Raw genomic sequence first — 20,876 nt, 5'->3', positions numbered from 1 at the left:
CTCACACTAGTTGTCTCACTGATGTTGTTTCACGAGATAACTGCCTCCGAGCTGCGGCAATCACATCGTCTGCAGGAATCAGATCCAGATAACGCTGATCGGTTTGGGTATCAATATCATCAGGATCAGGCAATTTGCCGTAATGACCTGCCCAGATAATCTCCCCGGTAGCTTGCCAGGGGTGCCAGAATGTCAGTTTGGAAGGGCCAAATAGCGCAATACACGGGGTTTGCAGTGCAGCCGCCATGTGCATAGGGACGGAATCTACGCCCAGAAACAACACAGCATGATCTATCAAGGAGGCTAACTGTCGCAGCGTCAACTGGCCGGATAACGATATGACGCCATCAGCGGGGGAACGAGCCAGAATATCCGCTACCATTTGCTGCTCTGACGCGTCTGGCCCTGACGTCAACACCAGCTTATACCCCTCCTGATGCAGCGCAGTAATCACCTCTGCCCATTTCGCTTCGCTCCAGCATTTGAAGAACCAGCGCGACGTAGGTTGAATGACGATATAGCGCTCACCGATGTGCTGCTGGTGTAGCTTTTTCTGACAGAGTTCCCAGTCGGATGGGGTATAACACATTGAAACTTGTGTATTCACTGCGGGTAGCGTCAGTGGGTCCAGAATGGACAGGTTTTGTTCGACGGTATGTTGTGTCGCATGGCGATGGGTATCGACCAGATGGGTATGACAATAGCGCCAGAAAACATGTTGGCGTTTGGGAAAGCCGAAACCCAGTCTTATCGGTGCCCGGCTCAGGCCCGTAATCAGAGCGCTACGCCACTGATCGGCCAGATTGACGACGATGTCATAACCCTGTGCCGTTATATCCTTAAGCAGGCGAAACTCATGGCGCAACTGTGCGGCGACACCTTCTTTCTTCCATTGTCGATCAATCGTTATCAGACGATGGATGCGAGGATTGGCTACCAGCATATCCTGTGTTTCCAGATACATCAGAACATCTATCTGGGCTTCGGGATAGCATTCGCTCAGCGTATTGATAACAGGAGTAATCAGCAGCATGTCACCATGATGGCGTAATTTAATCAGTAAAATACGCTGGAACGCGTTGGCTGCGACGTTATGATTCATCTGCGATGGTTCTCATTACAAGCAAGCCGTGATTTTAAATGACATCCTTATGGGTGGCTACTGTTGTTCGTCGTTCGGATGTCTTAGGCCATATTCAACCGACAGTTATATCGCTGCTGAACCACCATTTACGGTTTACGGAGTGAACGCAGCTTGCGTAACATAAGCTTCCCAGGCTATCAGGTGAATACTTCCATGAGTAAACCCGCGTTTATCATTACGATCGATACTGAAGGTGATAATCTTTGGCAGAACGACGAGCGTATTTTGACAGAAAATACCCGTTATCTACCGCGCTTTCAGGCATTGTGCGAACAATACGGCTTTAAACCCACTTGGCTGACCAACTATGAGATGGCAAGCGATCCTGCGTATGTTGAGTTTGCGCGTGATGTTATCGCCAGGAATCAAGGGGAAGTAGGGATGCATTTGCACGCCTGGAACAGCCCCCCGGAACATGATTTGACTGGCAATGACTGGCATCATAAGCCTTATCTTATTGAATATCCTGAAGAGGTCATGCGTCAAAAAATCGCTTATATGACGTCGCTGCTGGAAGAGACGTTTCAGGTGCCTATGCGCAGCCACCGCGCTGGCCGTTGGGCCATGAATACGACTTATGCCAGACTGCTGGTTGAGTTTGGTTACCGGGTGGATTGTTCGGTAACGCCTCGCGTCAACTGGCAGACGGCTCTCGGCGCACCACAGGGCACAGGCGGAACGGATTACAGCGGTTTCCCGCATCATGCCTATTTCATGGATATTAATCAGATTGACAGGCCGGGTGAGTCTGCATTGCTTGAAGTACCGATGAGCATCCAATACAAACATAACGCTATCGTCAATGGTCTGAAGCAGACGTTTGATCGACTGGCGGGTAAAAGGCGTAGCCCTTCAGTCCACTGGCTGAGGCCGAAAAGAAACAATCTGGCGCAGATGAAAATGGTGGTGGAGAGGACTCTGGCGCAAGGGAGCGATTATGTTGAGTTTATGCTGCACTCTTCAGAGTTTATGCCAGGTGGCAGCCCGACATTCACCAATGAGGCGCAGATAGAAGCACTGTATGACGATTTGGCGCAATTGTTTGCCTGGTTGTCAGAGCGAACCGAGGGTAAAACGCTTTATGAGTATTATCAGAGTATCAAGGTTGCTAAAGCATGAAGAAAGGCTGGAAGTTCAAGGCGGTTGATCTTTACTTACGGTTGGTTGCGCCCAGAAAAGTGCGCTTGCAGTCAGCACAGCAATTAATGGATGAAACCAATTTTTCTCATATCGTCATTTATTCCACGACGGCGCTGGGCGATTTTATGTTTAATACGCCAGCGATACATGCGGTACGCCAACGTTTTCCCGATGCCACCATTACGCTGGTGGTACATCAAAAGTTGTATGAGTTGGTGGTTGATGGATCGGAGTGGCAGCACGTCTTGTGCTGGAATAGTAAGGTCAACTCTGTCCCCCGTCTGGTGAAAGATATTCGGAATATTGCTGAGCCAGATTTAGCGATTATTTTGCACTCCCACGATCCATACGACTATTTGAGCGCGGTGCTGTCTGGTGCGCGTTATGTTTTGCGCGACAACCATCAGGACGGCATTGAGGCAATGAACCGGTGGCTGTCTGGGTATGTTATCGGTTTTCATGGTCATCTTATCCAGCGGCGGTTGGAACTGGTTGCTATGCTGGGCGCCGATATTAATGACATTGCCATGCGTATTCCGTTTCCTCTTGCTCCTGCGATTAAACATGAACACAGAATCGTGTTGGGTTTCCAGATGGGGGCGTCGACACCGGAACGCTGTTGGCCTGTTGAGTATTTTGCTCGTCTGACGGAACGTGTGTGCGCATCGGATGAACGTATTGATATTGTGCTGATAGGCGGTGGTGAGAGAGAGATTGCTCAAGGGAAAGCATTTTTCAACACACTGGATAACCAATATCATTCCAGGGTGCTTAACAATATTGGTGCTACGACTCTCAAAGAGTTGGTCGCTACTATTCAGGGTATGGACATGTTATTAACGGGGGATACCGGGCCGTTACATCTTGCCGTTGCACTACGGGTACCGACAGTGAGCCTGTTTGTTACCGCAACGCCGGCGCTGACTGGACCGTATCAGGACCCCGAATTGCATGATATTATCTATGGTATACAAAATAATCTTAATATACAGACAGATAATCTTATGAGGCTTATTTCCTTGCAGCAGGTAGAAGCCAAAGTTCGTGAGCGAATAGAAAAGATTGATGTGACTAAATACGCGGTGAAAAAAGAAAGCACAGAGGTATATACCCAAAAATAATTCGAATTGCAGGAAGGCGGCAAGAGAGTAAATACCGGTGAGCTGACTCAGATAAGTGATTCGGGTGAGCGAAAACAGCCAGCACACCTGCAACTTGAAGTATGATGGGTATAACAATACGCCACTGCGTTGTCACATTAAGATGTGGCAGACATCTCCCGGTTTTATATTTCCAGAGAGATGTCTTTTTTTCTAACGGGCAAGGAAAGCGAAAGCATATCTAAACCACCATAAGGGCTTCCACCACTTATTCTGCTGTGGTGTAGGAGCGGCTCGATGGTGACATTTTATTATGCTCCAGGTGAAATTCAGAAACATACGGCTGTGGCCATATTCTTTACCATAGGTTTCGATTTCATATTTCTTTCTGGCATCGATGGGGGTGTTGGCAGAGAGATCGCGCGTTAGGGTATGATATGATTTATCACGGTCAAGATTTCGTTCTGAACAAAGATATTTTTTTGGCAGATAACGTTGAATAGAGCCCTGATATTTCTGATACTTCACGAAGCGGTAGTCTTCCGCACCATAATTCCCCGAAAATTCCTCATCATAGCCAAAGAATCGCATGAATCTCGCGCGTGACATGAAAAAAAGGTTCGAGTGACCTTTGTATATTTTTCCAGGATTTTCCGGTGAATTGCGATAAATTTTAAAGAAAGAACGACCTGGGTTGCGTCTGCGCGCCATGTATCGCAGTGTGTTTTCATGGATAATATGATCAAGATCCGTAACGACAAATTTGTCAGATTTGGCATACAGGACACCGAGGTTTCTTGCGCCAGCCTGATTCCATTTTATATCTTCATTTATTTTTAACCAGGTAATATTGAGATTAACATCAGGAATATCATAATTAACGGGAGAGCCATCATCAACGATTACAAATTGAATGACATCCAAAAGTTTTGGATCATATTTTTCATATTCACGTAATAATGATACAACAGAATTTATGTCATTCTGATTGCAATAGAAATGGGTAATGTAACTTAGTTTTATATGAGACTTATCTACTTTAATGAACTTGTTTTCGTCTTTCATAAATTATATTGGTTTTAATTTAAATAAGAAGTAGTATATTTGTTGTGGGATGTTAATGCAATAAGTTTATGCATTGTGGAGGGTAGGTCTGACACTATATTTCTGAAGTATATTTATCCTATTGTACGATAAAATATTTAATTCACTGTGGTGTGATACTCAAAATAATTTGACCTGCAGAAAGGTTGGTAATTGAGTGAATCCCTATGAGCTTAGTAAAGTAAATGATTTGGGTGAGCGAATGCCGCCAACGCACCTGCAACTTGAAGTATGATGGGTATATATTGATTTCGTGGTGTGTTTATCAATTACATTACATCTTTTTCTTAGTTGAACATGCTAAATTTTACACAGCAGGAAAATCCTATTTTCTAATCTGGCTGGTTTCGGTGCTGTGTATCAGCCACGATTTTAAATCAATAATTAGATAAACGACATTACACATATGTACACATAATTTTTCCATGATTGACTATACATGAAGATGCAACAAAGTGCATAATAAAAGTACAAGCGGAAGTCCTGATGGGATTCTTGTACACTATTTTGGTACATTTCCAGATTCAAAATTCAAGGGTTAGATATTCGAAAAGTTTAAAAATTTAAAGCTTACAGACATGCAGATACCTGTGTGGATCAAGGTGAGTGAACATTCCAGGGGCAGGCTGATAGGAAATTCTGATAGGACTAAGATAAAATTTAGTTCGGAATTTATATAATATAAAATTTGATGAAGTGAATATACCCTAAATAATTCGAGTTGCAGGACAACGCGCTCGCGCGTTGAACAACGCAACGCGTTGGCCCGTTAGGGCAAGGCTCATATGAGCCTTGTAACGCGGCAACTGAGTGAATCCCCAGGAGCTTACTCAAGTAAGTGACTGGGGTGAGCGAGGGCAGCCAACGCACCTGCAACTTGAAGTATGACGGGTATATATCAGAAAATCCTGAGCCTTACATTTAATATAGTCAGTTATAGACGATATTCAAATGATAATTATTAAATATTTAGGGTGGGAGCGATGCGCTTTCCACGACTATAGGGAAATTGCTTTGAAATACGGTTTTAATGCGGAAACATCACCGTATTTTTTAGAATTTGCCATGGAGCATGGCGCCGCTTTAGAGTTTTTCTTGCTTAAAAAAAAGGGAGTGATTACCGGGGCTTGTTGTGTCGATAACGGATGGCTATGTAATGATGTCAAAAACCCGAAGAGTCAAACATCAGAAATCCCTATACCTGGATATACTATAAAGCTCCCTTTTCTTAACGGGACTGGTTGTGTCATTCCTTTCAAATCTAAGCACCTTTCCTTAGATAATATCAATGTTTTTAATGCATCCTTTAGCATTCTTTCTAAAAGAGATGTTGCCATCTCTAAGTCGTTATCAGAATTTTCAAAGAAGACGATATCGACAAGGAATCGAGAGATGAAGAAATTTCTGGAGGATGGCGGTTCTTTCCGAAGTTTGTCTGAATTCCAGGCTGGAGAGCTATATTCTATTTATTGTGATTTGTATTCCAAAAGAAGACCTGAAAAATCAGCCTTCTCACAGGTAGGGAAAGATTTCTTTCACTCCTTCCAAAAGGATTTTATTGGTGATGTAGCTCTTATTAATAATGAGCCTGTAGCATTCCAGTTAAATTTATCTTCGTTATCTAACTATGGCCTGTTCGTAGACTTCATTAACATCGGTTATGACACATCAGTAAAAAATCATTCCCTGGGAACTCTTATGATGTGGAGAAATTTGCAATTGATTGAGTCTCAGGCTTTGGCGTGCCATGCGCCATTAACCTATTCATTCGGGATGATGTCCGGAGAATATAAGAAACGTTGGTGTAACGCTTACCGAGTGGGAAGAGTAATAACGATATAAGTTATTTTTACTATAAGCGGGTGTAATCTGACTATAAAGGTAACGTTATTAATGAATTAAAGTGGAGTTCCAGGAGGGAACTCCATTTTAATATTATTTTTCAGGCCTAATCATCATTTTTTATCTTGACTATCTCGATATGATATCAGGCACAATAGGAGACCACACAAGAACATATATTCTTCCATATAATGGTCAAGGAGAATGCGATCCACTGCCGAGCGGAATAAAAAACCACCTGAAATTAGGAATAATACTATTCCAGCTGCTTTGTTTTCTTTAAAAAAAGCATGATAAGATTTTTTCAATAATAATAGATTGTATCCTATCCATAAAAATATACCTATAATTCCATACTGTAGTCCATATTCTAAGATACCACTGTGGCTGTGGCTGATATCAATTGAGGGATTACGATATTTTTCCTGTAATCGATAAAGGAAGGCGGTTTTACTTGTTCCCAAACCCAATGGATGTTCAATAATAAGATTACTTGCCTGATGAAAATAGGCTATGCGACATGTATTGGAGTGATTTGCGGGAGTGCCATCCTTGCGGAGCGGAGTAATTTTATTTTGATTTTCGAATATAAAACAAAAGCTATTACTAGGGACATTCCACCCAATAATTATATCCTCTTCTATTCCTTTCCATCGTGGGTCTTCTTTATAGGAGAATATGCCGACGCTAAGAATAAATGCTGTTATTAACCCAATAAGAATTGATGCTTTAATAAGGTTTGTTTTTTTTGCTTTTTTTATAAGAAAAATAAATCCTATAGATAATAGCCCCATAATCATACCGACGGTACCCCAACGGGTGTTAGAGAATGCAGTAGCAATAATGTCGATGATGACTAAGAAAGCCACGGTTCTGGTTTTTAGTGTCAGTAAATTTTCTTCATTAAAGATGCGAAGAAACAGATCGGTAAAAATGACCATGCTGATTAAGTTAATTTGAAAACTTAATTCAAGGCGAGAAGGAAATATATAGGTTTCCCCCCAGGGTATACTCCCTGTTTTAAATAAAATATAAAAGAAAGAAAGCGTGTGAAAAAAAATTGGCGCCCAAAAACTAACAATAATAGCCGTAATGATTCCACGTGTGCTGATATTCTTTATGTAAGTTGAGACTAATGGGTAAAATATCAATCCATAAGCAAAGAGCATTAATGGCCGTAACCATTGACTATGCCATGCCCTGAACATTTCTTTATGAGCAGGTGAGAAAAAAATACCACATGCCAGTGTAATCATGGTCATGATGGCTAATACCCATGCAATATCTTTTATTTTGCTATAATCTACTTTTTTCAGGAACGTTCTATCTTTGAATATAAATACGATAGAAATAAAAAAGACACCATAAATTAAGAAATTTCTATGAAAGGGAAGAACTTGGCTTGGGCTGGCCCAAAACGCACAAAGTAGCAATGTCATGGATAGTAAAAATAACATTGCGATTTTTTTGTTAAGTTTTAACATATTTTTCCGAATGCCTTGCTTTGATGTATTGGCTTGCACAGCTTGGTCTGCCGCCAGGCTCCTGATATCCACCTGTTGCTTTCATTTGTCACACCGACATAAAGCAGAGGCGTTATATCTTATCTGTGAGCTGTTCGAATACACTTTCGGCGGAAGTACTACTCATATTATTGTTACAAGATATCAACGCAACCTGGTTTTGGCCGTAACCGCCAATCAATCCCGGATCGGTCGGGCCGTACAGCGTGATGTTGGGTCGGTCCAGCGCGGCGGCAAGGTGGCTGAGTCCGGTATCTACCGATACCACGGCTTGTGCACCAGCCAGCACGCCAGCGACCTGTTCCAGGGTAAGCCGGGGCAGCACTTCCACGTGAGAAAACCCGGTTGCCAGCCGCTGCGCCCGCTGGTGCTCGTGCTCTGCGCCCCAGGGGAGTTTGATGCGTAGCCCACGAGCTTCAGCCAGTGCGATCAACTCGCGCCAGTGTGCCTCCGGCCAGTGTTTTTCATCCCGCGTAGTGGCATGTAGAAACACCAGATACGGCTGACTGTCAGCGGGGTGCGCCGACAAAAAACGCGCTGCAATCGCATAATCGCCCTGTTCTACGGGCTTGCGGTAGTTCAGGCTGAAGGAAAACAGTTCCCGAATGCGTTCTACCGCGTGTTGCTGGCGGCTTATCGGATGTCGATACTGATAAAACCAGCTTGCCAACGGTTCGCGGGCGCTTTTCCAGTCCAGCCCGTGCTTGTTGCCTAAGGCCAGGCGGGTCACCAGCACCGCGCTTTTCAGTAGTCCCTGTGCATCGATAACCGCATCGTAGCGCTTTTCCCGCAGCTGTTTTTTGAACGCAGCCCGCTCTGCGCGAGTTTCACGGCTGAACCAGCTTTTGCGCCAGCGACGAATAGCCACCGGGATAACGCGGTCAACCGCCGGATGCCAGCTGGGGATCTGAGCGAATCCTTCTTCTACTACCCAGTCAAACTGGATGCCGTGAATCACCTGCATGGCATCGGTCAGGGCTGGCAGGGTATGCAGCACATCACCCATAGATGAGGTTTTGACAATCAATACTCTCATGCTGGCTCCCCTTTGATGGGAAGATAGCGTGACAGCGCATCCAGCACCTGTTGCGGCTGAATATCGATCAGGCTCTGGTGATAGCCTTGCTCCGCATCGCCCTTGCGTACCCGCTGATAACCGGTGATCAGGCGGATAACCTCAGCCTGATGGGCGAGCGGCGGGGTAAAGTCCGGGCTGCTTGGGCCATACAGCGCCACCAACGGGCGGTTGAGCGCTGCTGCTACATGCATCAGGCCGGAATCGTTACTGACTATCGCCTGACAGGCGGCGATCAGCACGACCACCTGATCCAGCGTCGTTTGCCCTGCCAGATTAAGGCAATGCTCACGCGTATCGGTGCTCAGGGTTTGTCGAATGTCTTCCCCCGCCTGATGGTCGTTTTTCGAGCCAAACAGCACGACCTGATAACCTTGCTCGATAAGCACCTGTGCCAGTGCACCGTAGTGGTAATGCGGCCAGCGTTTGGCTGGGCCGAACTCCGCGCCGGGGCAAAAGCCGATCAACGGTCGGGTATCGGTAAGATTAAAGGCGGCGGCGATATCGGCAATTTCTGCGTCGTTCACCGTAAGCCGGGGCCACAATAAAGGCTGGGGCAAATCAGCTGCGCTGCGGATACGTGACCGGTCATAGGCCAGTGCCACATAACGCTGCACCATCAATGGGAACGCCGTCTTGTCCAGAATCCGTAGGTCGTTGAGCACACCGTAGCGCATTTCACCGCGCCAGCCGGTGCGGCGCGGGATGTTGGCAAAGAAGGGGACCAGGGCCGATTTGAAGGAGTTGGGCAGCACATAGGCGTGGTCATATTGCTGTTCACGCAGGGATACCCCCAGTTGCCGACGCTCGCCGAGCGCCAACATGCCGTGCCCCAGCGGCATAGGCAATGCCTGGCGCACTTCAGGCATACGCGCCAGCAGCGGGCGACACCAGGCCGGCGCCATCACATCAATGATAGCGTCCGGGTGTTCGGCCTTCAGAGTGCGATAAAAACTGTGCGACATCATCATATCGCCCACCCAGGAAGGACCGATAACCAGAATTTTCATACCGTTCGTGTTTCCTTACGGCAAAGCGAATCAGGCGTTGCGGTTCAGCCAGGTCAGGTAGTCAGCTACCCCTTCAGCTACCGTTTTGAATGGTTTGTCGTAACCGGCAGCGCGCAGATTAGTGAGGTCTGCCTGAGTGTAAGCCTGATAGCGGCCTTTTAGTTTTTCCGGGAAGGGAATGTATTCCACACTGCCTTTGTTGTGCCAGGCCAGCACCGCGTCCGCCACAGCCTGGAAGGATTCGGCGCGGCCAGTACCGCAGTTGAAGATGCCGGAAACGTTATGCTGCCAGAACCACAGGTTTACCGCCGCCACGTCACCGACATAAACGAAGTCGCGTTTGAAATTTTCGCTGCCGGCGAAGAGTTTCGGATTCTCGCCCTGATTGATCTGATTGTTCAGGTGGAATGCGACGCTTGCCATACTGCCTTTGTGGCTTTCGCGCGGCCCGTAGACGTTAAAGTAGCGGAAGCCGCAAATTTGCGAGTCGGCCTGCGGCAGAATATCGCGCACATATTGGTCGAACAGGAACTTAGAGTAACCGTAGACGTTGAGCGGCTGCTCGTACTGGCGGTTTTCCACGAAGTTGTCGGTGCGCCCACCGTAAGTCGCGGCGGAAGACGCGTACAGAAATGGGATGCCGCGCTCCAGACAGTAGTGCAGTACTTCTTTGGAGTACTGATAGTTGTTATCCATCATGTACTTGCCGTCCCACTCGGTGGTGGAGGAGCAGGCGCCTTCATGGAAGATGGCGTCGATATCGCCCAGGTCGTCGCCGGCAACGATACTGGCGATGAAATCTTCCTTATCCATGTAGTCGGCAATGTCCAGATCGACCAGATTGACGAACTTGGTGCCATCTTTAAGGTTGTCGACCACCAGAATATCCCGGTATCCATCATCATTCAGCGCCTTTACGATGTTGCTGCCGATGAAGCCGGCGCCGCCAGTTACGATAATCATGGGAGTTACCTTGTGCTAAACGTGCTGGTGGAGCACCACGCTCCACACCTGTTGAGCGCTATCATAGCATTTCGGCGCACCACAGGCATCCTGCGCTATTTTTCCCGCTGTTTTCTTGCCAGTCGCTTCGCATTTTCGGTGTGACCGCCGTGGCGTTTTGTGGCCTACCCACCACTCTGATTCGCATTTCTCCACTACCTTTACGTTCAGAGATCTGCCGCCACCGGGCGGGAGGCGAATGACGGAAAAAATAAGGAGAGCCGTGCCATGCCTGATGCGTTTTATCAACAGCTGACCGCTCAGCTTGTCTCGCTACACGACGAGGGGCTGTTTAAGGAAGAACGACCGATCACCACGGCGCAGCAGGCGCAAGTCACGGTGGCGAATGGCGGCGGGCTGATTAATTTTTGTGCAAACAATTATCTGGGTCTGGCTAATCATCCGGCTTTGATTAGTGCGGCCAAAGCCGGACTGGACAGCCACGGCTTTGGCATGGCATCGGTGCGTTTTATCTGCGGCACACAGGATATCCACCAGACGCTGGAGCACCGGCTGGCGGAGTTTCTTGGTATGGAAGACACCATTCTTTACTCCTCTTGCTTTGATGCTAACGGCGGGCTGTTTGAAACCCTGATGGGCGAGGAGGACGCGATTGTGTCCGACTCACTCAACCATGCCTCGATTATCGACGGTATTCGTCTGTCAAAAGCGCGTCGTTATCGTTATGGCAACAATGACATGCATCAGTTGGAAGCCCAGTTGCAACTGGCCAGGGCGGAAGGGGCGCGTAATCTGATGATTGCCACCGATGGCGTGTTTTCGATGGATGGCGTAATTGCCAATCTGCGCGGCATCTGCGATTTAGCCGAGCGTTACGACGCGCTGGTCATGGTAGACGACTCTCACGCCGTGGGGGTTGTCGGCGAGAACGGGCGCGGCACCCATGAATACTGTCAGGTGATGGGGCGGGTGGACATTATTACCGGTACGCTCGGCAAAGCGCTGGGCGGTGCTTCCGGCGGGTATACCGCTGCCCGCCGAGAGGTGGTGGAGTGGCTGCGCCAGCGATCCCGACCGTATCTGTTTTCCAATGCGTTAGCGCCGTCTATTGTCAGCGCATCGATCACGGTATTGGACCTGCTGCGCGATGGGCAGGCGTTGCGTCAGCGTTTGTGGCACAACGCCAGTCTGTTCCGCCAGCGGATGACCGATGCCGGGTTTACGCTCGCCGGTGCGGATCACGCCATTATTCCGGTGATGCTGGGGGATGCCCGACTGGCGCAGGCATTCGCCGCGGCTTTACAGCAAGAGGGGATTTACGTTACCGGTTTTTGCTATCCGGTGGTGCCGCACGGTCAGGCGCGCATTCGTACCCAGATGTCGGCGGCGCATACGCCAGAGCAGATTGAACAGGCTGTTGCGGCGTTTATTCGGGTCAGTCACCGTCTGAATGTGGTGGAGTGAGGATAGGGTGATGAAAGCACTGGCGAAATTACGCCCGGAGCCGGGCATCTGGCTGACGGATGTTCCGGTGCCGGAACCGGGCCACAACGACGTGATGATAAAAATCCATAAAACCGCGATTTGCGGCACAGACGTGCATATCTACAACTGGGATGCGTGGTCGCAGAAAACCATTCCGGTACCGATGGTGGTTGGGCATGAGTATGTCGGTGAAATCGTTGCGATTGGGCAGGAAGTGGAAGGGTTCAGGATTGGTGATCGGGTTTCAGGTGAAGGACATATTACCTGCGGTTATTGTCGCAACTGCCGTGCCGGGCGTCGTCATCTGTGCCGCAATACGTCTGGCGTCGGGGTTAACCGGCCAGGAGCGTTCGCCGAGTATCTGGTGATTCCGGCGTATAACGCGTTCCGCCTCCCGGCGGCGATTCCCGATGAGATCGCCGCCATCTTCGATCCGTTCGGCAACGCGGTGCATACCGCGTTGGCGTTTGATCTGGTGGGCGAAGACGTGCTGGTGAGCGGCGCTGGCCCTATTGGCGTGATGGCGGCAGCCGTGTGTCGTCATGTCGGTGCCCGTCATGTGGTGATTACCGATGTGAATGACTACCGACTGGCGCTGGCGCAGCAGATGGGGGTGACCCGTGCGGTGAATGTGTCGCAGGAATCATTAGCTGATGTGATGCGGGAACTGGGGATGACTGAAGGATTTGACGTTGCGCTGGAGATGTCCGGTTCGCCTGTTGCTTTTCGCACGTTGCTATCGGTGATGAATCACGGTGGTCGCATCGCCATGCTGGGGATTCAGCCGGAAGCGGTCGCGGTAGACTGGAGCGACATCATTTTCAAAGGGCTGGTGATTAAAGGTATTTATGGCCGGGAGATGTTCGAAACCTGGTACAAAATGGCGGCGTTGATCCAATCGGGGTTGGATCTGTCGCCCATCATCACCCACCGCTACGCGATTGATGACTTTCAGCAAGGTTTTGATGTGATGCGATCCGGCCAGTCCGGCAAGGTTGTGCTGAGCTGGGAGTCATGCGCCGCCGGGTAAGGGGAGGCGGCGCGTGTCGTTATCCCAGCCAGGTCTGCCAGTGTTGTTTCAGGTAGCTGACGGCGGGGCTGGTTGCCAGATTGCGTCCGAGCTGTCGCCACAACTCAGGTTGAGAGATAGTGGGCAGCGGTTGTTTGATGGGGCAAACCTGAACAGGGCGCAGGCGTTTTTGCACCGGTGTGGCCGGTTGTGACGCGAGGTACGTCGGCACCGGCGTGTAGCGCGGTTCTGCTTCGTTCAGCAACTGGCTGGGGCGTACCAGTACGATATCCGCCGGTAGCGTCGGCAGCATCTGCTGCAATACCTGAATCGTGGCGGGATGAGGGTGGCCGATAGCGATGGCGTATCCGCTGCGTTGCGCTATCTCCACGGCACGGCTGAACTGGCGTCGGATATCGGCAACGTTCTGGGTGTCATCCAAAAATACTTTGCGTTTGAGCACTTTGATGCCGGTGCCTGCCGCTGCCCGGCTGGCCTGACTGCTGCCGATAGTCATGCTATCGAGAAAGTAGAGAGGGTAGGCAGTCATCGCCTGCATCACCTTCTGCATTCCCGGCAGGCTGGCGGTCATGGCGCTACCCATGTGGTTGTTCAACCCAACGGCGTAAGGCACCTTGTTGACCGCGTCACGCAGGATACGCGCTATCTCCTCGCTGCTCATGTCGGGGCGCAGCGTGTCTCGTTCCAGCGGTTGTTTGCTCATCGGTGCCATCGGCAGGTGAATCAACACTTCATGACCTTGTGCATGAGCTTTGGTCGCCATGTCGCGGGCATACGGCGCATTAGGCAGGACCGCTACGGAAATGGCGGCAGGCATCGCCAGCACCTGATTTTCGTTATGCGGGCGATAGCCGAAATCATCAATCACCAATGCCAGTTTGCCAGCCCAGACGGGAAGGGCCAGCAGCGTGCCGGTGAGGGTCATACCGGTGATAGTCAGCAAGCGAGAGAATAATGGTTGCACACTTACCTTCCTAGCCAGGGTAAGGGGTTGACCGCCTGTCCCTGACGCCGAATTTCAAAATAGAGAGCGGACTGACTCTGCCCGCCGCTGTTGCCGACTAAGGCTATCGGCTGACCGGCTTTCACGTGCGCGCCTACCGACACCAGCGCGCTCTGGTTATAACCGTACAGGCTCATGTCGCCTTTACCGTGTTCCAGCACTACCACCTGGCCGTAACCCTGTAGCCAGTCTGCCATTAACACGGTGCCATCGGCGATAGCGTGCACTTGCGTCCCTTCGGATGCGCCGATCACCAGCCCCTTCCAGCGCAGTTCGCCCTGCAATGGCTCGCCGAAACGGTGTAGTGTGCGTCCGCGTACCGGCCACACATATTGGCCGGCTGGCTGGCCTAAGCCACCAGTACGCGCCATCAATGAGCGCTCCTGCTCGTTAGGTTTATAACTGGCGCCGCTACGTTTGGCCTGTTCTTCTTTTTCGCGCAGTCGGGCGGCCTCGCGGGCTTCACGCTCCGCTCGCGCTTTGGCTTCGCGTTCTGCCCGTGCAATCTGGTCGCGCAGATGGGTTTCGTTCTGGCGTAGTTCCGTCAACTGCTGCTGGTCTTTTTCCAGCGTATTTTCCAGTGCGCCTAAGGTCTTTTGCCGTTCGCTCTGAGCTTGTTCCAGTGTGTTCTGTTGTTGCTGTTGGTCGCCGAGCAGGCGTTTTTGTTGCGCGTGTTTCTGCTCCAGTTGCAGCTTCTGGCTGGCTAGCTGCGCACGAGTTTGCTGTAGCTCGGTGATGGATTGTTCGCGTGCTTTATTCAGGTAATTGAAGTAAGCAAGGATACGTTCACGACGCTGGCTCTCTTCACCGCTGAGGATCAGTTGCAGTGCGCCATGCTGTCCCTGACGAAACGCCGCATCAAGCTGTTTCGCCAGCAGAGTTTCCTGTCTTTTCTGCTGCGTGTGCAGCTTAGTAATAGAGGCGTTCAGACCGCTGATATCCTGGTTCAGGTGCTCAAGGGTGGCGCGGGTTTCACGTAACTGGTGGGTAGATTGAGCAATAGACTGTTCCTGCTTTTTCAGTTGCTCCAGCAGGGCACTACGGCGTTGCTGCTGCTCCCGAACGCTTTTTTCCTTCTCTGCGATATCCTGTTGCAGCGATTTCAACTGCTGCTGACTATCGTCGCTCCAGCCTGGGCATGGCAACAGCAGCACGCCAACACAAAGCACACTGGCGCACCGGCTTAACAGTTTGTTACGACCCGTTGGGAACGGTACAGAGAACGCTTTTTTGCTCATGGCGAAAGATTATTCCACGATGAACCGCGCCTTACCAGTTGTCTGGTCAGGGATTTCTATTTCCATCCATGACAGTAGTCTGCTTGTTGACAGGGCTGAATCACGTAGATAAATGCAAATCGTCGCGCAGAATCGTGATGCGATGTTGGCTTACAGGCTGTAATTGCAGTATCGCACAGGTATACTCAGACACCCTGTATTTGAATTGCTTAACTGATTTCGGAGTCGTTACACCCCATGCAAGAGATTATGCCATTCATCAGCCGACACACGATTCTGAGCCTGGCCTGGATTGCCCTGCTGGTCGCTGTCATTGTGCTTACGGTGAAGAGTAAACTGTCCAAGGTAAAAGAAGTGGCTCGTGGTGAAGCGATCCAATTGATCAATAAAGAAGATGCGGTGGTGGTAGACACCCGTAATCGTGATGATTACCGCCGTGGTCATATTGCTGGCGCCGTCAACCTGTTGCCGAACGACATCAAGAGCGGCAGCCTGGGCGAACTGGAAAAGCACAAAGCGCAACCGGTGATTGTGGTGTGCGCTAACGGCATGTCATCTCGTGAATCGGCGGAAAACCTGTTCAAAGCAGGGTTTGAACGCGTCGTGGTTCTGAAAGACGGGCTGGCTGGCTGGAGCGGTGAAAATCTCCCGCTGGTGCGCGGTAAGTAATACGCTCTCCCGGAAGAGGGGGGCCTGTTTGTGTTATGGCGTGTCCTTCCTGACGAGGGGCAGCGCGCAAGGAAATCTAACGAAAGGGTATTATTCAACATGTCTGAACAAAACAACGTCGAAATGACTTTCCAGATCCAGCGTATCTACACCAAGGATATTTCTTTTGAAGCGCCGAACGCGCCTCAGGTATTCCAACAGGAGTGGAACCCGGAAGTTAAACTGGACCTGGATACCGCATCCACCCAGTTGGCTGACGATGTGTACGAAGTGGTGCTGCGTGTGACGGTGACGTCTACTATCGGCGAAGAAACGGCGTTCCTGTGCGAAGTACAGCAGGCGGGCATCTTCACCGTTGCCGGCATCGAAGGTACTCAGTTGGCGCACTGCCTTGGCGCTTATTGCCCGAACGTGCTGTTCCCGTACGCGCGTGAATGCATCACCAGCCTGGTATCCCGTGGTACCTTCCCGCAGTTGAACCTGGCGCCGGTTAACTTTGACGCGCTGTTTATGAACTACCTGGAACAACAGGCAGGTCAGGACGGCAGCGCTCAGACGCTGAATGCCTGATGAGCAGGTCTGATGCTGCAATCACGGTGATCGGTGCCGGGTCTTACGGCACCGCACTGGCTATCACGGTGGCCCGCAACGGCCACCGTGTAGTGTTGTGGGGACATGACCCTGAGCATATTCAGGCGTTGCAGGCGGCTCGCTGCAATCAGGCGTTTCTGCCTGATGTACCATTTCCAGATTCGTTGCAACTGGAAACAGACTTGTCGCAGGCGCTGGCTGCCAGCTGTAATATTCTGGTGGTGGTGCCGAGCCATGTGTTTGGCGATGTGCTACGCCAGCTCAAGCCTCATCTACGAGCAGATGCACGGCTGGTGTGGGCGACCAAGGGGCTGGAAGCGGAAACGGGACGCCTGTTGCAGGATGTCGCCCGCGAAGCGCTGGGTGACGCCATCCCGCTGGCGGTGCTCTCCGGGCCGACGTTTGCCAAAGAGCTGGCCGCCGGGTTGCCGACTGCGATTGCGCTGGCATCGACTGAACCGTCGTTTTCCGACGATTTGCAACATCTGCTGCACTGCGGCAAAAGTTTTCGCGTCTACAGCAACCCTGACTTTGTCGGCGTACAGTTGGGCGGTGCGGTGAAGAACGTGATTGCCATCGGCGCCGGCATGTCCGATGGGATGGGGTTCGGCGCCAATGCGCGTACCGCATTGATCACGCGCGGTCTGGCTGAAATGACACGTTTGGGCGTGGCGCTGGGCGCTGACCCGACTACGTTCATGGGTATGGCGGGCTTGGGCGATCTGGTGCTGACCTGCACCGACAACCAGTCACGTAACCGCCGTTTCGGCATGATGCTGGGGCAAGGGATGGATGTCGTCAGTGCCCAGAACCAGATTGGCCAGGTGGTGGAAGGTTACCGTAATACCAAGGAAGTGGTGGCGCTGGCGCAGCGTTATAGCGTGGAGATGCCTATTACCGAACAGCTCTGGCAAGTGCTGTATTGCGGTAAAGACGCGCGCGAAGCGGCGTTGAGCCTGTTGGGCCGGGCACGTAAAGACGAAAGCGCCAGCCTGTAACAGCAACATTATTAGCCGGGCTTCCCACGGGAGGCCCGTTGTTGTTTTATTCTTATAGCGAGTTGTGAAGTAGTCGGTATTTAAGCAGTGGTTGACGGTTTTCAAAGAGGTGTCGCGATGTCGAATGATGAACTGGAACTGGTTTGGAAACACATTAAGGAAGAAGCGCGCAGTCTGGCGGAATGCGAGCCGATGTTGGCCAGCTTCTTTCACGCGACACTGCTGAAACATGAAAATTTGGGCAGTGCGTTAAGCTATATGCTGGCAAACAAGCTGGCCAATGCCATCATGCCGGCAATCGCTATCCGCGAAGTGGTAGAAGAGGCTTATCGTGCTGACCCGCAGATGATTGCGTCCGCTGCCCGCGACATTCTGGCGGTACGGCTGCGAGATCCGGCGGTGGATAAATATTCAACGCCGCTACTTTATCTGAAAGGGTTTCATGCTCTGCAGGCTTATCGTATCGGTCATTGGTTGTGGCAGCAGGAGCGCCGCGCGCTGGCTATCTACCTGCAGAATCAGATTTCAGTGTCGTTTGGCGTAGATATTCACCCGGCGGCGCGTATCGGTTGCGGTATCATGCTGGACCATGCCACTGGCATCGTGATTGGTGAAACCGCTGTAGTAGAAAACGACGTGTCTATTTTGCAATCGGTCACCCTGGGGGGAACCGGTAAAACCAACGGCGATCGCCACCCCAAAATTCGTGAAGGCGTGATGATTGGCGCGGGTGCTAAGATTCTGGGCAATATTGAGGTGGGGTGCGGCGCCAAGATTGGCGCAGGGTCGGTGGTGTTGCAACCGGTGCCGCCACATACTACTGCCGCAGGCGTGCCGGCGCGCATTGTTGGCCGTCCGGAAACCGATAAACCCTCGCTGGATATGGACCAGTATTTCAACGGTTCGCTGCGCGGTTTTGAAGACGGCGACGGCATTTAACCTGGCATAACCGCTGGACTGACGATAATGGCGTTTAAAGACGCCTGCAACCCGTGGGAACCTATCGGCGGTTATGGCTACGCTGGCAATTTCGAATAACCAACTGATGGTATTTTATTCTGATGTAAACCATGTTGAGGGAAATTCAGCCGCGTAACTCGACTACAATGCTTCATCTGTTTCGTGCTATGGAGCGAGTCACATTGTGCCGTTATTAATCATCACCACTATTCTGTGGGCATTTTCCTTTAGCCTGATTGGCGAATATTTGGCAGGCCAGGTCGATAGCTGGTTCTCCGCCATGTTCCGGCTGGTGCTGGCGGCGCTGGTGTTTTTGCCTTTTCTGCGCTGGCGCGGCTATTCTCCCAACGTATTGGGGCTGTATTTGCTGGTCGGCGCGCTCCAGTTAGGCATCATGTACTTGTTTATGTTCCGTGCCTATCTTTACCTGACCGTACCGGAGTTTGTGCTGTTTACCGTGATGACGCCGTTGTACGTGACCCTGATTTATGATCTGCTCGCCCGGCAGCGCCTGCGCTGGGGTTATGCCATGAGTGCGCTACTGGCGGTATTGGGCGCGGTAGTGATTCATTATCATGGCGTCAGTACCCATTTCTGGTGGGGTTTTGTGCTGGTTCAGGCAGCCAATATCTGTTTTGCGGTCGGTCAGGTGGGATATAAACGGCTGATGGAAGTTCACCCGATGCCACAGCACAGTGCGTTCTCCTGGTTCTATCTGGGGGCGGCGGTCGTGACGCTGACCGCCTGGATGCTGTTTGGTAACCCAGCCAAATTACCGGCCACGACATTGCAGTGGGGTATTCTGGTCTGGCTTGGGGTAGGGGCATCCGGCCTTGGCTATTTCATGTGGAACTATGGCGCTACCCAGGTGGACGCCGGTACGTTGAGTATCATGAACAACTTTCACGTCCCGGCTGGGTTGCTGGTCAATTTCGCTATCTGGCACAAAACGCCAGACTGGTCGAGCTTCATCATCGGTACGGCGATTATTATGTCCTCGCTGTGGGTACACCAGCGTTGGGTCGTGAAGCATCCCGTACAAACGGCAGATGGTCGCAGGCGTGCTGACGCGCAGAGCGAATAAATGCGTCGATAACCGGTTGACGCTGCTCTCCATCACGCACGGCGGCGTACAGCCTGCACCACAAGCCTTCTCCCAGGGGTTTGGTGACCACTAATCCCTGGTGTTCAAAACTTTCCACCACCCAGTGCGGCAGCGCGGCGATTCCCATACGCGCCGCCACCATCTGGATCAGTAGCAGGGTGTTGTCTACGCTTTTTAATGACGGGCTGACTCCTGCCGGCTGTAAAAAGTGACGCCACACATCCAGCCGCTGACGTTGTACCGGGTAGATCATCAGCGTTTCCTGCGCCAGATCCTCCGGCACAATCACGGCGTTGGCGGCCAGCGGATGATCCGGCGACAACACCAGCCTTACTTCAAAGTCGAACATCGGCGAATAGTGCAGGCCGCTGCGCGGCAGAATGTCAGAGGTCATCACCAGATCCAGCTCGCCCTGTTGCAACGCGGGCTGCGGGTCAAAGGTGACGCCGGATTTGAAATCCATCACCACTTGCGGCCAGTTCTGATGAAAATTCTTCAGTGCCGGCGTCAGCCACTGAATGCAACTGTGACACTCGATCGCCAGCCGTAGCGTAGTTTGATGTGGCTCGTTGCACGCCTGCAGTGCCTGCTGAATCTGCGGCAGGATCTGTTCGGCCAGTTGCAGCAGGATTTCTCCCTGCGGCGTAAAGCGCAGTGGCTGGCTCTTACGGACGAACAAGCGGAATCCCAGCCGTTGTTCCAGATCGCTGAACTGATGCGACAAAGCGGATTGCGTCTGATGGAGCTGTGCAGCGGCAGCGGCTAACGATCCCGTGTTGCGCAGCGCCTGCAGCGTCCGTAAGTGTTTAAGTTCGATCATGAGAGTCCTTCACAGTGACAGTGAATAAATTGCGCTTGTACTTACTACACTACCTGCGGATTATGGATGTGTAAAC

The 20,876-nt window shown here is 51.1% G+C and carries 19 protein-coding genes; 10 read left to right on the top strand and 9 right to left on the bottom strand.

Annotated elements, in window-relative coordinates; genetic code table 11:
* Position 1: 1 nt before the first annotated feature.
* Positions 2–1,102 (bottom strand): putative lipopolysaccharide heptosyltransferase III, encoded by a 1,101-nt coding sequence (rfaQ, locus tag Dpoa569_RS18705; protein ID WP_042873448.1) that lies wholly within the window; start codon positions 1,100–1,102, stop codon positions 2–4.
* Positions 1,103–1,297: 195 nt separating this feature from the next.
* Here rfaQ and Dpoa569_RS18700 point away from each other — a divergent pair, with 195 nt between their 5' ends.
* Positions 1,298–2,263, top strand: coding sequence for a polysaccharide deacetylase family protein (locus tag Dpoa569_RS18700; RefSeq protein WP_042873447.1), 966 nt, complete (start codon positions 1,298–1,300; stop codon positions 2,261–2,263).
* Positions 2,260–3,405, top strand: coding sequence for a glycosyltransferase family 9 protein (locus Dpoa569_RS18695; protein WP_071604353.1), 1,146 nt, complete (start codon positions 2,260–2,262; stop codon positions 3,403–3,405). Before Dpoa569_RS18700 ends, Dpoa569_RS18695 begins: the two co-directional genes overlap by 4 nt.
* A 192-nt stretch (positions 3,406–3,597) precedes the next feature.
* On the opposite strand, the gene Dpoa569_RS18690 is transcribed toward Dpoa569_RS18695, so the two are convergent.
* Positions 3,598–4,449: a glycosyltransferase family A protein gene (locus tag Dpoa569_RS18690; protein ID WP_042873444.1), complete on the bottom strand. Its 852-nt coding sequence runs from the start codon at positions 4,447–4,449 to the stop codon at positions 3,598–3,600.
* A 990-nt stretch (positions 4,450–5,439) separates the two neighbouring features.
* Here Dpoa569_RS18690 and Dpoa569_RS18685 point away from each other — a divergent pair.
* Positions 5,440–6,330 carry a GNAT family protein gene (locus Dpoa569_RS18685; protein ID WP_042873442.1) on the top strand — a complete coding sequence of 297 codons (891 nt, stop codon included), beginning with the start codon at positions 5,440–5,442 and terminating at the stop codon, positions 6,328–6,330.
* 113 nt (positions 6,331–6,443) lie between these two features.
* Here the strand turns inward: Dpoa569_RS18685 and Dpoa569_RS18680 are convergent, their stop codons facing one another.
* The 4 genes from Dpoa569_RS18680 to rfaD are packed head-to-tail and all read right to left on the bottom strand — an operon-like array spanning position 6,444 to position 10,901.
* A complete protein-coding gene (locus Dpoa569_RS18680; protein WP_042873441.1) occupies positions 6,444–7,886 on the bottom strand; it encodes an O-antigen ligase family protein in 1,443 nt (480 codons plus the stop codon).
* Positions 7,887–7,926: 40 nt separating this feature from the next.
* Positions 7,927–8,889: a lipopolysaccharide heptosyltransferase RfaC gene (rfaC, locus tag Dpoa569_RS18675; protein WP_042873438.1), complete on the bottom strand. Its 963-nt coding sequence runs from the start codon at positions 8,887–8,889 to the stop codon at positions 7,927–7,929.
* Positions 8,886–9,938: an ADP-heptose--LPS heptosyltransferase RfaF gene (gene rfaF / locus Dpoa569_RS18670; RefSeq protein ID WP_146411646.1), complete on the bottom strand. Its 1,053-nt coding sequence runs from the start codon at positions 9,936–9,938 to the stop codon at positions 8,886–8,888. Before rfaF ends, rfaC begins: the two co-directional genes overlap by 4 nt.
* A 30-nt stretch (positions 9,939–9,968) precedes the next feature.
* Complete coding sequence (gene rfaD / locus Dpoa569_RS18665; protein WP_146411643.1) at positions 9,969–10,901, bottom strand: ADP-glyceromanno-heptose 6-epimerase; 933 nt, start codon at positions 10,899–10,901, stop codon at positions 9,969–9,971.
* A gap of 267 nt (positions 10,902–11,168) precedes the next feature.
* Between rfaD and Dpoa569_RS18660 the strand changes: the two genes are divergently transcribed.
* Positions 11,169–12,365 carry a glycine C-acetyltransferase gene (locus Dpoa569_RS18660; protein WP_042873434.1) on the top strand — a complete coding sequence of 399 codons (1,197 nt, stop codon included), beginning with the start codon at positions 11,169–11,171 and terminating at the stop codon, positions 12,363–12,365.
* Between the two features lie 10 nt (positions 12,366–12,375).
* On the top strand, positions 12,376–13,416 hold the full coding sequence (gene tdh / locus Dpoa569_RS18655; protein ID WP_042873433.1) for an L-threonine 3-dehydrogenase: 1,041 nt from the start codon (positions 12,376–12,378) through the stop codon (positions 13,414–13,416).
* A gap of 19 nt (positions 13,417–13,435) precedes the next feature.
* Here the strand turns inward: tdh and Dpoa569_RS18650 are convergent, their stop codons facing one another.
* Together Dpoa569_RS18650 and envC are read right to left on the bottom strand one after the other, a co-directional pair.
* Complete coding sequence (locus Dpoa569_RS18650; RefSeq protein ID WP_146411739.1) at positions 13,436–14,341, bottom strand: divergent polysaccharide deacetylase family protein; 906 nt, start codon at positions 14,339–14,341, stop codon at positions 13,436–13,438.
* Positions 14,342–14,382: 41 nt separating this feature from the next.
* The gene (envC, locus tag Dpoa569_RS18645; RefSeq protein WP_050569514.1) at positions 14,383–15,657 is read right to left on the bottom strand and encodes a murein hydrolase activator EnvC; all 1,275 of its coding nucleotides are present in this window, start codon (positions 15,655–15,657) and stop codon (positions 14,383–14,385) included.
* Between the two features lie 237 nt (positions 15,658–15,894).
* Between envC and Dpoa569_RS18640 the strand changes: the two genes are divergently transcribed.
* The 5 genes from Dpoa569_RS18640 (at position 15,895) to Dpoa569_RS18620 (ending at position 19,959) form a co-directional block, all read left to right on the top strand.
* Complete coding sequence (locus tag Dpoa569_RS18640) at positions 15,895–16,326, top strand: rhodanese-like domain-containing protein (RefSeq protein WP_042873432.1); 432 nt, start codon at positions 15,895–15,897, stop codon at positions 16,324–16,326.
* A 99-nt stretch (positions 16,327–16,425) separates the two neighbouring features.
* Positions 16,426–16,896, top strand: coding sequence for a protein-export chaperone SecB (gene secB / locus Dpoa569_RS18635; RefSeq protein ID WP_042873431.1), 471 nt, complete (start codon positions 16,426–16,428; stop codon positions 16,894–16,896).
* The gene (gene gpsA / locus Dpoa569_RS18630; protein ID WP_042873429.1) at positions 16,896–17,915 is read left to right on the top strand and encodes an NAD(P)H-dependent glycerol-3-phosphate dehydrogenase; all 1,020 of its coding nucleotides are present in this window, start codon (positions 16,896–16,898) and stop codon (positions 17,913–17,915) included. The genes secB and gpsA overlap by 1 nt, the downstream gene beginning before the upstream one ends.
* A 117-nt stretch (positions 17,916–18,032) precedes the next feature.
* Positions 18,033–18,854 (top strand): serine O-acetyltransferase, encoded by an 822-nt coding sequence (gene cysE / locus Dpoa569_RS18625; protein WP_042873427.1) that lies wholly within the window; start codon positions 18,033–18,035, stop codon positions 18,852–18,854.
* 205 nt (positions 18,855–19,059) lie between these two features.
* Positions 19,060–19,959 (top strand): carboxylate/amino acid/amine transporter, encoded by a 900-nt coding sequence (locus tag Dpoa569_RS18620; RefSeq protein ID WP_042873425.1) that lies wholly within the window; start codon positions 19,060–19,062, stop codon positions 19,957–19,959.
* Here the strand turns inward: Dpoa569_RS18620 and metR are convergent.
* Positions 19,865–20,800, bottom strand: a complete 936-nt coding sequence (gene metR / locus Dpoa569_RS18615) for an HTH-type transcriptional regulator MetR (RefSeq protein ID WP_071604351.1) — start codon at positions 20,798–20,800, stop codon at positions 19,865–19,867. The two genes, Dpoa569_RS18620 and metR, sit on opposite strands and share 95 nt — an antisense overlap.
* Positions 20,801–20,876: the final 76 nt, after the last annotated feature.

Source organism: Dickeya poaceiphila, assembly GCF_007858975.2.
GTDB lineage: Bacteria > Pseudomonadota > Gammaproteobacteria > Enterobacterales > Enterobacteriaceae > Dickeya > Dickeya poaceiphila.
Note: the sequence above shows the minus strand (reverse complement) of the source record. Positions and strands in the feature narration are given on the sequence as shown.